At 70.0% G+C, this 15,992-nt stretch carries 13 protein-coding genes; all 13 read left to right on the top strand.

Annotated features, from left to right (window positions below; genetic code table 11):
- Positions 1-40 precede the first annotated feature (40 nt).
- The gene (locus INQ48_09340; protein ID QRF59401.1) at positions 41-1,207 is read left to right on the top strand and encodes an FAD-binding oxidoreductase; all 1,167 of its coding nucleotides are present in this window, start codon (positions 41-43) and stop codon (positions 1,205-1,207) included.
- 58 nt (positions 1,208-1,265) lie between these two features.
- Positions 1,266-2,717, top strand: coding sequence for a M81 family metallopeptidase (locus INQ48_09335; protein ID QRF59400.1), 1,452 nt, complete (start codon positions 1,266-1,268; stop codon positions 2,715-2,717).
- Positions 2,718-2,778: 61 nt separating this feature from the next.
- Positions 2,779-4,365 (top strand): ABC transporter substrate-binding protein, encoded by a 1,587-nt coding sequence (locus tag INQ48_09330; GenBank protein ID QRF59399.1) that lies wholly within the window; start codon positions 2,779-2,781, stop codon positions 4,363-4,365.
- Positions 4,366-4,398: 33 nt separating this feature from the next.
- Positions 4,399-5,334, top strand: coding sequence for an ABC transporter permease (locus INQ48_09325; protein QRF59398.1), 936 nt, complete (start codon positions 4,399-4,401; stop codon positions 5,332-5,334).
- A 224-nt stretch (positions 5,335-5,558) separates the two neighbouring features.
- A complete protein-coding gene (locus INQ48_09320; GenBank protein ID QRF60671.1) occupies positions 5,559-6,404 on the top strand; it encodes an ABC transporter permease in 846 nt (281 codons plus the stop codon).
- 13 nt (positions 6,405-6,417) lie between these two features.
- Entirely contained in the window at positions 6,418-7,476 is a 1,059-nt protein-coding gene (locus INQ48_09315) for an ABC transporter ATP-binding protein (protein QRF59397.1), read from the top strand.
- Entirely contained in the window at positions 7,473-8,468 is a 996-nt protein-coding gene (locus INQ48_09310) for a dipeptide ABC transporter ATP-binding protein (GenBank protein ID QRF59396.1), read from the top strand. Before INQ48_09315 ends, INQ48_09310 begins: the two co-directional genes overlap by 4 nt.
- 34 nt (positions 8,469-8,502) lie before the next feature.
- The gene (locus INQ48_09305) at positions 8,503-9,957 is read left to right on the top strand and encodes a D-aminoacylase (GenBank protein ID QRF59395.1); all 1,455 of its coding nucleotides are present in this window, start codon (positions 8,503-8,505) and stop codon (positions 9,955-9,957) included.
- A 222-nt stretch (positions 9,958-10,179) separates the two neighbouring features.
- A complete protein-coding gene (locus INQ48_09300) occupies positions 10,180-10,719 on the top strand; it encodes a MarR family transcriptional regulator (GenBank protein QRF59394.1) in 540 nt (179 codons plus the stop codon).
- Between the two features lie 6 nt (positions 10,720-10,725).
- Entirely contained in the window at positions 10,726-12,321 is a 1,596-nt protein-coding gene (locus INQ48_09295) for an ABC transporter substrate-binding protein (protein QRF59393.1), read from the top strand.
- A gap of 112 nt (positions 12,322-12,433) precedes the next feature.
- Entirely contained in the window at positions 12,434-13,375 is a 942-nt protein-coding gene (locus tag INQ48_09290; GenBank protein ID QRF59392.1) for an ABC transporter permease, read from the top strand.
- A 29-nt stretch (positions 13,376-13,404) separates the two neighbouring features.
- The gene (locus INQ48_09285; GenBank protein QRF59391.1) at positions 13,405-14,352 is read left to right on the top strand and encodes an ABC transporter permease; all 948 of its coding nucleotides are present in this window, start codon (positions 13,405-13,407) and stop codon (positions 14,350-14,352) included.
- Entirely contained in the window at positions 14,349-15,983 is a 1,635-nt protein-coding gene (locus tag INQ48_09280) for an ABC transporter ATP-binding protein (GenBank protein ID QRF59390.1), read from the top strand. Before INQ48_09285 ends, INQ48_09280 begins: the two co-directional genes overlap by 4 nt.
- The last annotated feature ends 9 nt before the right edge of the window (positions 15,984-15,992 follow it).

Here is a 15,992-nt window from a genome sequence, read left to right as displayed (position 1 = left end):
AATTTGCGGATACGCAAATTTGTTCCTACACTCCGCCGCGATGACAACGACCGAACACACCACCGCCACCGCCGACTTCCTCGTGATCGGCGGCGGCATCGCCGGCGCCTCGGTGGCGCACTGGCTCGCGCCGCATGCCCGCGTGATCCTGCTCGAACGCGAGAACCAGCCCGGCTACCACTCCACGGGCCGCTCGGCGGCGCTCTTCATGGAGAGCTACGGCACGCCGCAGGTGCGCGCGCTCACGATGGCGAGCCGCGCCTTTCTCGAGAACCCGCCGCCTGGCTTCGCCGAGCATCCGCTGCTCACGCCGCGCGGCGCGATGATGATCGCGGGCCCGGGCCAGGAGGCGCAGCTCGAAGAACACTGGCAGGTGCTGCAGGGCATGCCCGGCGATCCGCGCCGGCTCGGTGCCGACGAAGCATGCGCGATGGTGTCGGCGCTGCGGCCCGAGCAGGTGATCGGCGCGGTCTACGAACCCGATGCGGCCGACATGGACGTGCATGCGATCCACCAGGGCTACCTGCGCGGCATGCGGCGCGCGGGCGGGCAACTGGTGTGCGATGCGGGCGTGACGGCCATCGAGCGCGTGGGCGAGGTCTGGCGCGTGCAGGCCGGCGGGCGCAGCTACGAGGCACCGGTGCTGCTCAATGCGGCGGGCGCCTGGGTCGACACGGTGGCTCGGCTCGCGGGCGTGCCGCCCATCGGCATCGAGCCGCGCCGGCGCTCGGCCTTCATCTTCGCGCCGCCCGAGGGCGAGGCCGCGACGGCCGCGCGCTGGCCCATGGTGTTCGGCGCCGAGGAGGACTGGTACATCAAGCCCGATGCCGGCATGCTGCTCGGTTCGCCGGCCAATGCCGACCCGGTGGAGCCGCAGGACATCCAGCCCGAGGAGCTCGACATCGCGATCGCGATCGACCGCATCGAGCAGGTGACCACGCTCTCGATCCGCCGCCCCACGCGCACCTGGGCCGGCCTGCGTTCCTTCGTGGCCGACGGCGACCTGGTCGGCGGCTTCGATCCCGAGGCGCCGGGCTTCTTCTGGGTCGCGGCGCAGGGCGGCTACGGCATCCAGACCTCGGCCGCGATGGGCGAAGCCTGCGCGGCGCTGGCACGCGGGCTGCCGCTGCCCGAGCGCATCGCGGGCTTCGGGCTCACGGCCGAGATGCTCGGGCCGCAGCGGCTGCGCAGCAAGGTCGCGGCCTGACGCGGCAACGCCCTCTTTCCTTCCTTCTTCCCTCCACCCCGAGAACAAGAGAAACCCCATGCGTGTCTTCAGTGCCTCCCTCGCCACCGAAACCAACACCTTCGCGCCCATGCCCACGGGCCTGGCCTCGTTCAAGGACCGCGGCTACTTCCCCGCCGGCAAGCATCCCGAAGCGATGACGCTGTTCTCGGGCCCGCTGTGGGCCGCGCGCATCCGCGGCAAGGAGCGCGGCTGGACGCTGTTCGAAGGCATGGTGGCCGGCGCGCAGCCCAGCGGCACGACCACGCGCCACGCCTACGAGACGCTGCGCGACGAGCTGCTGGCCGACCTGCGCGCGGTGCTGCCGGTCGACATGGTGCTGCTGGGCCTGCACGGCGCGATGGTGGCCGACGGCTACGACGACTGCGAAGGCGACCTGCTGAAGCGGGTGCGCGAGATCGTGGGCCCGAAGGTGGTGATCGGCGCCGAACTCGATCCGCACAACCACCTCACGCCCGAGATGGTGGCCAACGCCGACCTGATGATCTCGTTCAAGGAGTACCCGCACACCGACGTGCTCGAGCGCGGCATGGAGCTGGTCGACATCTGCGCGGCGCAGGTCGAGGGCAAGGTGAAGCCGGTCGCCGCGATGGTCGACTGCGACATGATCGTGACGGTCCACACCTCGCGCCAGCCGGCGCGCGGCTTCGTCGAGCGCATGCAGTCGCTCGAGGGCAAGGACGGCGTGCTCTCGGTCTCGCTCACGCACGGCTTCTCGTGGGGCGACGTGCCCGAGATGGGCACCAAGCTGCTGGTCTACACCGACGGCGACGCGGCCAAGGCGCAGGCCCTGGCGCGCCAGCTGGCCGACGAGGTGATCGCGATGCGCGACGCGCTCACGGTCCCCTACCCCGGCATCGACGCCTCGCTCGACGCGGCGCTGGCCTTCGACGGCGGCCCGGTGGTGCTGGCCGATGGCGCCGACAATCCCGGCGGCGGCGCGGCCAGCGATTCGACCTTCATCCTGCGCCGCATGGTCGAGCGCGGCATCACCAATGCGGCGCTGGGCCCGATGTGGGACCCGATCGCGGTGCGCATCGCCTTCGACGCGGGCGTGGGCGCGAAGCTCACGATGCGCATCGGCGGCAAGATCAGCCCGCTCTCGGGCGACCCGATCGACCTCGAGTGCACGGTGAAGGCGCTGCAGCGCGACCTGGTGATGACCGGCCTGGCGGGCACGCCGGTGCTGATGGGCGACAGCGCGCTGGTGGAAGCCAACGGCATCGAGATCGTGCTGATCACGCTGCGCAACCAGGCGATGGGCACCGACCTCTTCACGCAACTGGGCTGCGACCTGGCGGCCAAGAAGATCGTGGTGGTGAAGTCCTCGCAGCACTTCTATGCCTCCTACTCGAAGGTCGCCAAGCACGTGATCTATGCGGGTGCGCCGGGCGCGGTCACGCTCGACCTCAGCACCCTGCCCTACCGCAAGGCGCGGCTGCCCAAGTGGCCGATCGGCGCCACGGCCTGACGCTTCGTTTTTTCTTTCTCCCTCGTTCCCTTCCCTTTTCCTCAGCCCACGGAGTTCCGCGATGACTTCACCACGCCGCCTTCTCGCCGCCTGTCTCGGCGGACTCGCCCTCGCCACGGCGAGCCTGCACGCGCCGGCCCAGCAGCAGCCCAAGACGCTGCGCGTGGTCGCGCATGCCGACCTGAAGATCCTCGACCCGACCTTCACCACGGCCTACATCTCGCGCAACTTCGGCTACATGGTCTACGACACGCTGTTCGCGCAGGACGCGAACGGCAAGCCGCAGCCGCAGATGGTCGAGAAGTACAGCACCTCGAAGGACGGCAAGCAGTGGAGCTTCACGCTGCGCCCGGGCCTGAAGTTCTCGGACGGCAGCGCCGTGACCTCGGCCGACGCCATCGCCTCGCTGCAGCGCTGGGCCGCGCGCGACAGCCTGGGCCGCGCGATGGTGACCAGCGGCGCCGAATGGAAGGCGGTCGACGCCCACAGCTTCACGCTCACGCTGACCGAGCCCTTCGGCATGGTGCTCGACGGGCTGGCCAAGCCCTCGGGCTTTCCGCCGGTGATCCTGCCGGAGCGCATTGCGAAGATGCCGGCCACGGCGCCGCTGACCGAGGTCGTGGGCTCGGGCCCGTTCGTCTTCAAGCGCGACGAATGGGTGCCGGGCAACAAGGCGGTGTTCGTGCGCAACACCAACTACGTGGCGCGCAGCGAGCCGCCGAGCGGCCTCTCGGGCAGCAAGAAGACCAGCTTCGACCGCGTGGAGTGGCTCTACCTGCCCGACGCCAACAGCGCGGTCGCGGCGCTCAAGCGCGGCGAGGTCGACCTGGTCGAGCAGCTGCCGCCCGACTACATCGCGCCGCTGCGCACCGACAGCAACGTCAAGATCGGCTCGGGCGGTGCCTACCAGGCCTTCCTGGTGATGAACCAGCTGCACGCGCCCTTCAACGACCCGAAGGTGCGCCAGGCGCTGCTGCAGGCGGTGAGCCAGGAGCGCTTCGTCGCGGCCATGGGCTATCCGCTCGACATGCGCATGAGCTACTGCGCCACCTACTTCATCTGCGGCAGCCCGAACGAGACCGCGGCCGGCGCCGAGCCCTTCCGCAAGGCCGACGTGGCCAAGGCCAAGAAGATGCTGGCCGACGCCGGCTACAAGGGCGAGAAGGTGGTGCTGCTGGTGCCCAGCGACGTGCCCTACCTCAACGCCGAGGCGCTGATGGCCGCGCAGACCATGCGCAGCATCGGCCTGAACGTCGACGCGCAGACCATGGACTGGGCCTCGATCGGCGCGCGCCGCGCCAAGCGCGATGCGCCCGAGGCCGGCGGCTGGAACATGTACGTGACGGTGGCCGGCGAGTTCGACGCCAACTCGCCGATCGCCAACGCCTACCTGAGCGCGGCCTGCGGCAACAGCCTGCCGGGCTGGCCCTGCGACAAGAAGCTCGACGAGCTGCGCACGGCCTGGCTCAAGGAGACGGTGCCGGCCAAGCGCAAGGAACTGCTCGACGCCTTCCAGTCGCGCGCCTACGAGGCCGTGCCCTACATCAACGCGGGCCAGTACTCGGCCGCGTTCGCCGCGCGCTCCAGCCTCAAGGGCGTGGACAAGCTCTGGGCCGGCATGCCGACGGTCTGGATGCTCGACAAGTAAGCCCTCCTCCCCAGCCACGAGAACCTCGAAGCCATGGGCTACATCCTCCGTCGGTTCCTCTCGACGCTCCCGGTCATGGCGGTGGTCGCCGTGGTGGTGTTCCTGCTGATCCACCTCTCGCCCGGCGATCCGGCCGCGCTGATCGCGGGCGACCTCGCCACCGGCGAGGACATCGAGAAGCTGCGCGCCGCGCTCGGCCTCAACCTGCCGCTGTGGCAGCAGTTCGCGCTGTGGCTCGGCCGGCTCGCCACCGGCGACCTCGGCACCTCGATCTTCACGCAGGTGCCGGTGTCGCAGCTGCTCGGGCAGCGGCTCGAGCCCACGTTGTCGATCGCGGTGCTCACCATGGCGATCACGCTGGTGGTGGCGGTGCCGCTGGGCACGCTCGCGGCCTACCGCGCCGGCACCTGGATCGACCGGCTGGTGATGCTGTTCGCGGTGCTGGCCTTCTCGGTGCCGGTGTTCCTGGTCGGCTACCTGCTGATCTACGCCTTCGCGATCCAGCTGCCGTGGTTTCCGGTGCAGGGCTACGTGCGCTTCGGCCAGAGCCCGGCCGACTGGCTACTCGGCCTGGTGCTGCCGTGCGTGAACCTGGCGCTGGTCTACATCGCGCTGGTGACGCGCATGACGCGCGCCACCGTGCTCGAGGTGCTGCACGAGGACTACATCCGCACCGCGCGCGCCAAGGGCCTGGGCGTGCTGCCGGTGCTGGGCCATGCGCTGCGCAACGCTGCCATTCCGATCGCCACCACGGTGGGCGTGGGCATCGCGCTGCTGATCGGCGGCGTGGTGGTCACCGAGACGGTGTTCGCGATCCCCGGCGTGGGCCGGCTGGTCATCGATTCGGTGCAGCGCCACGACTATCCCGTGATCCAGAGCGTGCTGCTGCTGTCGGCCGGCGTGTACGTGCTGATCAACCTGCTGATCGACCTGAGCTACCGCTTCTTCGATCCGCGCATCCAGTACTGAACATGTCCACTGCATTGCATCTGGCATCGACCAGCGCTTCCGGAGAAGAACCGGCTCGGAATGAACCTTCATCCGTTCACGACGTACCCCCAATTGGTCATGCGGCCCCCTCAACCGTTCACGCTGAGCTTGTCGAAGCGCGGCGCGAGGCTTCGACAAGCTCAGCCCGAACGGGTGGGGGCTCAGCCCGAACGGGCGGGGGAGCATCTCCGCCAGAGGCCGACATCGTGCCCTTCGTCCCGCCGCGCTTCCGCTGGCTGCGCAAGCACCCCACGCTGATCGTCGGCCTGCTGCTGCTGCTGGCGGTGGCGGCGCTGTCGATCGCCGCGCCCTGGATCGCCACCCACGACCCGCAGGACATCGACCCGCTGGCGCGCATGCAGCCGCCCTCGGCCGAGCACTGGTTCGGCACCGACGCGCTGGGCCGCGACGTGTTCAGCCGCGCGGTGTGGGGCGGCCAGGTGTCGATGATCGTCGGCGCCTCGGTCGCCGTGCTGGCCACCGTCTTCGGCATCGTGCTGGGGCTGCTGGCGGGCTTCGTGCGCCGCATCGACGGCTTCGTGATGCGCGTGATGGACGGGCTGATGGCGATCCCCGGCATCCTGCTGGCGATCGCGCTGATGGCGGTCACGCGCGCCAGCCTCACGACCGTGATCGTGGCCATCACCATTCCCGAGATACCGCGCGTGGTGCGGCTGGTGCGCTCGCTGGCGCTCACCTTGCGCGAACAGCTGTTCGTGGAGGCCGCGCATGCGGTGGGCACGCGGCTGCCGACCATCCTGTGGCGCCACGTGCTGCCCAACATGGTGGCGCCGCTGATCGTGCAGTCGACCTTCGTCGCGGCGGCCGCGGTGCTGACCGAGGCGGCGCTGTCCTTCCTCGGCGTGGGCGTGCCCGCGCAGACGCCGAGCTGGGGCAACATGATGGCCGAGGGGCGCAACTTCGTCGCCGTGGCCTTCCACATCATCCTGTACCCGGGCCTGCTGCTCGCGGCCACGGTGCTCGCGATCAACCTCGTGGGCGACGGGCTGCGCGACGCGCTCGATCCGCGCCTGGCGCGCCAACTCTGAGGGACGACGCCCCATGACCACTCCCCTGTCCCGCGTCGCGCTCGCGACCGGCGAGCCGCTGCTCGAGGTCGACGCGCTGCGCACCCACTTCCACACGCTGGCCGGCGTGGTGCGCTCGGTCGACGGCGTGTCGTACACCGTGCGCGCCGGCCGCACGCTCGGCGTGGTCGGCGAATCGGGCTGCGGCAAGAGCGTGACCGCGCTGTCGATCCTGCGGCTGGTGCCCACGCCGCCGGCCCATCACGCGGGCGCGGTGCGGCTGCGCGGCACCGACCTGATGCAGCTGAGCGAGCGCGAGATGCGCCAGATCCGCGGCAACCGCATCTCGATGATCTTCCAGGAGCCGATGACCTCGCTGAACCCGGTGCTGACCGTGGGCCGGCAGATCGCCGAGACGGTGCAGCTGCACCAGAAGGCCAGCCGCGCCGAGGCGCTGCAGCGCGCGGTCGAGATGCTGCGGCTGGTGCAGATCCCCGAGCCCGAGCGGCGCGTGAACGAGTACCCGCACCAGCTCTCGGGCGGCATGCGCCAGCGCGTGATGATCGCGCTGGCCCTGGCCTGCAACCCCGAGGTGCTGATCGCCGACGAGCCCACGACCGCGCTCGACGTGACGATCCAGGCGCAGATCCTCGACCTCATCAAGCGGCTGCAGAAGGAGCTGGGCATGGGCGTGGTGATGATCACGCACGACCTCGGCGTGGTGGCCGAGAGCTGCGACCGCGTGGTCGTGATGTACGCGGGCAAGAAAGTGGAAGAGGCCGAGGTGGTCGAGCTGTTCGACCGGCCGCTGCATCCCTACACGCGCGCGCTGATGGCCTCGATGCCCGCGATGAACACCGCGAGCACGCGGCTCACCGAGATCCCGGGGCTGGTGCCGGCCGCGCACGAACTGGGCCGCGGCTGCGCCTTCGCGGCGCGCTGCGCCTCGGCGCGCGAACGCTGCCGGCACGAGACGCCGCGGCTCACGCGCCAGGGCGATGCGAACGACGCCGACGGCGGCCACGTGGTGGCCTGCTTCGCGGTGCAGGAAGGCTGGGCCACGGCTTCGGTCGAACAGGAGGTGGCGGCATGAGCACGACAACGACGACGACAACCAATGCCACGCCGCTGCTGCGCGTGCACGAGCTGCGCAAGCACTATGTTTCGCCCAAGCGCTGGCTGCGGCCGGCGCGGCCGCCGATCCAGGCGGTCGATGGCGTGTCGTTCTCGGTGGTCCGCGGCGAGACGCTCGCGCTGGTCGGCGAATCGGGCTGCGGCAAGACGACCACCGCGAAGTCGGTGCTGCGGCTGGTGGAGCCGAGCGCCGGCTCGGTGCAGCTCGACGGCGAGGAGCTGGTGGGACTGTCGCCCTCGCAGATGCGCCAGCGGCGGCGCGACCTGCAGATCATCTTCCAGGACCCCTACGCCTCGCTCAATCCGCGCCTGACCGCGGGTGAAATCGTGGCCGAGCCGCTGCGCAACTTCGGCGGGGCCGACGCGGCCGCGCGCGAGGAGCGCGTGCGCTGGCTGTTCTCGCGCGTGGGCCTGCGGCCCGAGGCGGCGAAGAAATATCCGCACGAGTTCTCGGGCGGGCAGCGCCAGCGGCTGGGCATCGCGCGCGCACTGGCACTGCAGCCCAAGCTGATCGTCTGCGACGAGCCGGTGTCGGCGCTCGACGTGTCGGTGCAGGCGCAGGTGGTGAACCTGCTGATGGACCTGCAGGCCGAATTCGGCATCGCCTACCTGTTCGTCGCGCACGACCTCGCGGTGGTGCGCCACATCAGCCACCGCGTGGCCGTGATGTACCTGGGCCACATCGTCGAGATCGCGGACCGCGACACGCTGTTCTCGGCGCCGCGTCATCCGTACACCGAGATCCTGCTGTCGGCGGTGCCCGTGCCCAACCCGCGCACGCCCGCCAAACGCATGCTGCTGCAGGGCGATCCGCCGAGCCCCGCGAATCCGCCCTCGGGCTGCCGCTTCCACACCCGCTGCCCGATGGCGCAGGCCGTGTGCAAGGAGCAGCAGCCCGTGCTCACGCCGCGCGAGGCCGAGGGCCACCTGGTGGCCTGCCATTTCCGCTGAACACGCACTCACAACAGACAAAGGAAAAAACGCGATGTCGAACCCCACCCACCACGACCTGCTGATCCGCGGCGGCACCGTGATCGACGGCACCAAGGCGCCGCGCTTCGAGGCCGACGTGGCCATCTCGGGCGGACGCATCGCCGCCATCGGCCAGCTCGACGGCCACACGGCCGACCAGGTGCTCGACGCCACGGGCCGCATCGTGGCGCCGGGCTTCATCGACTCGCACACGCACGACGACCAGGCGGTGCTGTCGCAGGCGCAGATGCCGTTCAAGGTGTCGCAGGGCGTGACCACGGTGATCGCGGGCAACTGCGGCATCAGCGCCGCGCCGCTGCGCGAGGACATGGACCTGCCGATGCCGCTGAGCCTGCTCGACTCGCCGGTCGAGGGCCGCTTCACCACCTTCGCGGCCTACCTCGACGCGCTGCGCGCCACGCCCTCCTCGGTCAACGTGGCGGCGATGGTGGGCCATTCGACGCTGCGCGCCGTGACCATGGCCGACCTCGACCGCCCCGCCACCGCGAGCGAGATCGCTGCCATGCAGGCGCTGGTCGAGGAAGCGATGCAGGCCGGCGCCATCGGCCTGTCGACCGGCACCTTCTACCCGCCCGCGGTGAAGGCCACGACCGAGGAGATCATCGAGGTCGGTCGCCCGCTCACGTCGCGCAAGGCGCTCTACGTGACGCACATGCGCGACGAGGCCGACCGCGTGATGGAATCGCTCGAGGAGACCTTCGCCATCGGCCGCGCGCTCGACATCCCGGTGGTGGTGTCGCACCACAAGGTGCAGAACGTGCAGAACCACGGCAAGACCAAGGTCACGCTGCCCTTCATCCAGGAGGCGATGAAGCACCAGTGCATCGGCCTCGACTGCTATCCCTACACGGCCGGCTCGACCATGATCCGCACCGACCGCGGCATGATGGACGGCCGCGTGCTGATCGCCTCGAGCGTGCCGCATCCCGAATGCGCGGGCCGCGACCTCAAGGACATCGCGGCCGACTGGGGCGTGTCGGGCGAGGAGGCGGCCAAGCGGCTGCAGCCCGGCAGCGCGATCTATTTCATGATGGACGAGGACGACGTGCAGCGCATCCTCGCCTTCGACGAGACCATGATCGGCTCCGACGGCATTCCGCTCGGCGAGAAGCCGCATCCGCGGCTGTGGGGCACCTTCCCGCGCGTGCTGGGCCACTACAGCCGCGACGTCGGCCTGTTCCCGCTCGAGACCGCCGTGTGGAAGATGACCGGCCTCACGGCGCGCAACTTCGGCCTGCACGAGCGCGGCACGCTCAAGCCCGGCCACCACGCGGACGTGGTGGTGTTCGATGCGAAGACCGTGCGCGACACCGCGAACTACCAGGAGCCGACGCAGGCGGCCGAGGGCATCGAGGCGGTGATCGTGAATGGCGCGCTGACCTGGCGCGATGGGGCGCACAGCGGTGCGCGCAACGGGCAGGTGATCGTGCGGCGCGACGCGGCCTGACCGGATGCGCGCGCGGATGCACCGGGCGCTGTGCCGGTGCGTCCGGCGCACCGGATCGGTGATGCCCGGGCGCGGGCTCGAAGGTCCGCCGCCTCTCTTTTCCACGGATTTCCCTCGGAAGTCCCCGTCCTAGGGGATTTCCCTCGCCACCTGGCCCGGAGCTTGCATAGGTCGCCAAGATAGTTGAATATTTCAACTATTGAAGATTTCTCCTACAAGCTCATGCACGCCCCGCTGCAACTCAAGACCGACTACCTCAACGTCCTGATGGACATCGCCTCGGAGCGCACGCGCGACCGCGGCTCGCGGGTCTACGAGATCGAGCTCGGCATCTCGATCCGCGACGTGCGCCTGCTGCGCATGATCGGCGGCGCGCCCGGCATCACCATCGGCCAGTTGGTGCAGACCTGCGGCATCGAAAAGACGCTGGTCTCCAAGCTGGTGAGCTCGCTGGTGCAGCGCCAACTGGTCGAGCGCCACGTCGGCACCGAGGACGCGCGGCAGATCTGCCTGTGCCTGAGCGAGAGCGGCCTCGACATGGTGCTGCGCGCCGAGCCCCTCGGCCACGAGATGGAGTTGCGCTTCCTCGACACGCTGAGCGCCGCGGAGGTCGACAGCCTGCACCGCATCCTGCGCAAGCTCATCGACTCCGAGGAGCGCACGCGCGACATCTTCGAATTCCTGCTGCAGCAACTGCGCGAGAGCAAGGAATCGCCGCCTGCCCCCGTTCCTCCGTCCTCCGCTCCCTCCCGAAAGAAGTAAGGCTCCATGGCACTCCATCTCTCGCCGCGCCACGCCGCGGCAGCCGCCCTGTCGGCACTGGCCCTGACCTTCGGCGCCGGCGCCGGCGCCGAGACGGTGCTTCGCACCGTGCCCTCGTCCGACCTCAAGATCCTCGACCCGATCTGGACCACGGCGAACATCACGCGCAACCACGGCCTGATGATCTACGACACCCTGTTCGCGATGGACGAGAAGGGTGCGATCAAGCCGCAGATGGTCGACAAGTACAGCGCGAGCGCCGACAACAAGGTCTGGACCTTCACGCTGCGCCCGGGCCTGAAGTTCCACGACGGCGCGCCGGTCACCTCGCAGGACGTGATCGCCTCGCTCGCACGCTGGGCCAAGCGCGACACGCTGGGCCAGAAGATGTACGAGGCCATGGACAGCATCGCAGCCGAGGGCCCGAACGGCTTTCGCATGAGCTTCAAGCAGCCCTTCGGCGTGGTGCTCGACGCGCTCGGCAAGCCCAATCCGCTGGTGCCCTTCATCATGCCCAAGCGCGTGGCTGACACGCCGGCCGACCGGCAGATCGAGGAGATGATCGGCTCGGGTCCCTTCACGCTCGCCAAGGAGGACTTCCGCCCCGGCGACCGCATCGTCTACCGAAAGAACACGGCCTACGTGCCGCGCAAGGAACCGGCCTCGGGCCTGGCCGGCGGCAAGGTGGTGCACGTGGACCGCGTCGAGTGGGTGCTGCTGCGCGACCCGCAGACGCAGGCCAACGCGCTGCTCAACGGCGAGGTCGACATGCTCGAGACCGTGCCCAGCTCGGGTTATGCCGGCATGCGTACCAACGAGAAGATCGAGCTGGTCGACGTGATGCCCGCGGGCCCCTACACCGTGGTCTACAACCACAAGGTGCCGCCCTTCGACAACCCGAAGGCGCTGCGCGCCGCGATGCTCGCCATCAACCAGGAGGCGCTGCTGCGCGCCCAGGCCACCTTCCGCGACTTCTACAAGCCCTGCATCTCGATCTACCTCTGCGGCTCGACCTATGCGAGCGACAAGACCGGCTTCTACACCGGCAAGCCGCAGTTCGAGGAAGCGCGCAAGCTGCTCAAGGAATCGGGCTACGACGGCAAGCCCGTGGTCATCCTGCTGCCGGGCGACTCGCCCGCGCTGAACAAGCTGCCGGCGGTGTACGGCCAGTTGCTCAAGCAGGTCGGCTTCAACGTCGACGTGCAGACCACCGACTGGGCCACGCTGGTGACCCGGCGCACCAAGAAGGACCTGCCCGAGAACGGCGGCTGGAATGCCTTCATCACCTTCTGGGGCGGCGTGGATGCGAGCAGCCCGATCGGCTACAGCCCGCTGACCGGCAACGGCGACCAGGGCTACTTCGGCTGGCCCACCGTGCCCGAGCTCGAGACGCTGAAGTCGAAGTTCATCGCCACCACCGACCTCGCGCAGCGCAAGGAGATCGCGACGCGGATCCAGCAGCTGGTGCTCGACAACGGTGTGCTCGCGCCGCTGGGCGAAGTCAGGGCACCCACGGCCGTGCGCCGCGGTGTGATCACCGGCCTGCTGCCCTCGCCGGGGGTGCTGTACTGGAACGTGCAGAAGAAGCAGTCGCCGCAGTAAGCGCCGCCCCCCCGTCCCTTCGTCGCTCCTGACCGGCTGCGCCCCCGCGGCAGCCGGGCGGGCCCTGTCACGCCCGCGCCGGGTGCCCGGCGCTCATTCATGGGATCTCTCCATGCTCAACTTCCTGCTGCGCCGCGGACTGGCCACCGCGCCCGTGCTCCTGATCGTGGCCGTCATCGTCTTCCTGCTGCTGCGCATGACGCCCGGCGACCCGGCCGCCGCCATCGCGGGCGACGCGGCCAGCGCGCAGGACATCGCGCGCATCCGCATGCAGCTCGGGCTCGACGAATCGATCCTGGTGCAGTTCGCCCGCTGGCTCGGCCAGGTGCTGCGCGGCGACCTCGGCCATTCCTTCTTCTACCGCATGAGCGTGACCGACCTGATCGGCCAGCGGCTCGAGCCCACGCTGTCGATCGCGGCCGTGACGGTGGTGCTCACCGTGCTGATCGCGCTGCCGCTCGGCGTGCTGGCCGCATCGCGGCGCGGCGGCCGGCTCGATCGCTTCATCATGGGCGCATCGGTGCTCGGCTTCTCGGTGCCGGTGTTCGTGGCCGGCTACGCGATGATCTGGCTGTTCTCGATGCAGCTCGGCTGGCTGCCCTCGCAGGGCTACAGCCGCATCGCCGACGGCGTCGGCCCCTGGCTGCGCAACCTGGTGCTGCCCTGCATCACGCTGGCCGTGATGTATGCGGCGCTGATCGCGCGGGTCACGCGTGCCTCGGTGTCGGAAGCGCTGACCGAGGACTACGTGCGCACCGCGCGCGCCAAGGGCATCGCCGAGTGGAGCATGCTGCTGCGCCACGCACTCGCCAACGCGGCGGTGCCGATCGCCACCGTCATCGGCCTGAGCGTGGCCGGTCTGATCGGCGGCGTGGTAGTCACCGAGACCATCTACGCGATCCCCGGCCTGGGCCAGCTCACGGTCGACGCCGTGCTCTCGCGCGACTACCCGCTGATCCAGGGCATCACGCTGTTCTTCTCTCTGGTCTACGTGGTGGTGAACCTGCTGGTGGACCTGAGCTACCTGCTGCTCGATCCGCGCATCCGCTACTGACCTCCCGACCTCCCATCGAAAGCTTCGCCATGACTTCGATCTCCCTGCCCGACGACGCCATCGGGCCCGACACCGCCGCGCCTCCGCCCCGCCCGCGTTCCGCATCGCGCCGCCTGCTCGCCAACGGCGCGGTGCGCATCGGCGGCGCGCTGCTGCTCGCGATGCTGCTGCTGGCCGTGGCCGCGCCCTGGCTGCACACCATCGATCCCAATGCGATGGACCCCGCGAACTCGCACCTGCCGCCGGGCGCGCGCGCCGAGTTCGTGACGCTCGCGGGCGACAGCTTCGTGCGCTTCTTCCCGCTGGGCACCGACAGCATGGGCCGCGACCTCTGGAGCCGCACGGCCTACGGCGCGCGGATCTCGCTGTCGGTGGGCGTGGCGGTGGCGCTGGGCTCGGTCGGGTTCGGCCTGGTGGTGGGCATGGTCGCGGGCTACTTCCGCCGACTCGACGGTTTCATCATGCGCGTGATGGACGGGATGATGGCCATCCCCGGCATCCTGTTCGCGATCGTGCTGGTGGCCGTGTGGCGGCCCAGCCTGCTGACCGTGATCCTGGCTATCGTGGTGCCCGAGACGCCGCGCGTGGCGCGGCTGGTGCGCTCGGTGGTGCTGTCGGTACGCGAGGAGCCCTATGTCGAGGCCGCGGTCGCGCTCGACACGCCGACCTGGAAGCTGATGCTGCGCCACATCCTGCCGAACACGGTGGCGCCGCTGATCGTTCAGGGCACCTTCATCTGCGCGGCCGCGATGCTGGTGGAGGCCGTGATGTCCTTCCTCGGCATCGGCCTGCCATCCGATGTGCCGACCTGGGGCAACATCATGTCCGAGGGCCGCACGCACTTCACCTCGCATCCCTCGACCGTGCTGCTGCCGGGCGCCTTCCTCGCGCTCACGGTGCTGACCGTGAACATGCTCGGCGACGGCCTGCGCGATGCGCTCGATCCCAAGTTCAACCAGCGCGGAGGCCGGGCATGACATCCAGCGTCACTCCCTCTTCCATCGCGCCCTGCCTCTCGGTGCGCGACCTCGCCATCGACCTGCCGGCCGGCGCCGACCGTGCGCATGCGGTGCACGGGATCTCCTTCGACGTGATGCCGGGCCAGGTCGTGTGCCTGCTCGGCGAATCCGGCTCCGGCAAGTCGGTGATCGCGCAGGCCGCGATGGGCCTGCTGCCGGCCTCGCTGCGGCCCTCGGCCGGCTGCATCGAGGTGCAGGGCGAGAACGTGTTGGCGGCCGACGCGAGGCGGCTGCGCGCGCTGCGCGGCGCCCGCATGGCGATGGTGTTCCAGGAGCCGATGACCGCGCTCAACCCGGTGATGCGCTGCGGCGCGCAGGTCGACGAGATCCTGGCCGAGCACACGACACTGAAGGCCAGCGAGCGACGTCGGCGCGTGCTCGAGATCTTCGAGCGCGTGCGGCTGCCCGAGCCCCAGCGCATCTACGACGCCTATCCGCACCAGCTCTCGGGCGGGCAGCGCCAGCGCATCGTGATCGCCATCGCGCTGATCCTGCGCCCGGCGCTGCTGATCTGCGACGAACCCACCACCGCGCTCGACGTGACCACGCAGGCCGAGATCCTCGCGCTGATCCGCGAGATGCAGCAGGAGAACGGCACCGCGGTGCTGTTCATCACGCACGACTTCGGCGTGGTGGCGGACATCGCCGACCGCGTGGTGGTGCTGCAGCTCGGCCGGCAGGTCGAGAGCGGGCCGAAGGACGAGGTGCTGCGGCGCCCGAAGGAGGCCTATACGCGCATGCTGCTCGCGGCGGTGCCGCAGCTCGCGCCGGTGCAGCGCCCGCCGGTCGACCGGCAGGCGCCGCTGCTCGATGCGCGTGGCGTCGGCAAGGTCTACCGCAGCGGCTCGTGGCCCGGCAAGCGCCGCGCGGTGCATGCGGCGGCCGACGTGTCGCTGCGGCTGCATGCCGGCGAGACCGTGGGCATCGTGGGCGAATCGGGCTCGGGCAAGTCGACCGTGGCGCGCTGCATCGCACGGCTGATCGAACCCACCGACGGCGACATCCGCGTGCCCGGCATCGCGCAGCACGGCGGCCGTGCGGAGCGCTCGGCCTTCCGCCGCCTGGTGCAGGTGGTGTTCCAGGATCCGAACCGCTCGCTCAACCCGCGCCGCACCGTGGGCCAGTCGATCGTCGAGGGGCCGGTGAATTTCGGCGTGCCGCATGACCAGGCCTGGCAACGCGCCGAGGCGCTGATGGCACTGGTGCGGCTCAGGCCCGAGGTGCTGCACCGCTATCCGAGCGAGTTCTCGGGCGGCCAGCGCCAGCGCCTGTGCATCGCGCGCGCGCTGGCCTGCGAGCCGCGCGTGCTGATCGCCGACGAGGCCGTGTCGGCGCTCGACGTGTCGGTGCAGGACCAGATCCTCAAGCTGCTGGCCGAGATCCAGCAGCGGCTGTCGATCGGCATCCTGTTCATCACCCACGACCTGCGCGTGGCCAGCCAGATCTGCGACCGCCTGATCGTGATGCACAAGGGCCGCATCGTCGAACAGGGCACGGCGCATGAGGTGCTGCTGTCGCCGCAGGAAGCCTACACGCGCACGCTGCTGGCCGCCGCGCCGGGCCAGGGCTACGCCTTCGGGCGCGGCTGAGCGCCGTCA

Origin of the sequence: Variovorax paradoxus, assembly GCA_016806145.1 — a bacterium.
GTDB lineage: Bacteria > Pseudomonadota > Gammaproteobacteria > Burkholderiales > Burkholderiaceae_C > Variovorax.
This window is presented reverse-complemented; position numbering and strand designations above follow the sequence as displayed.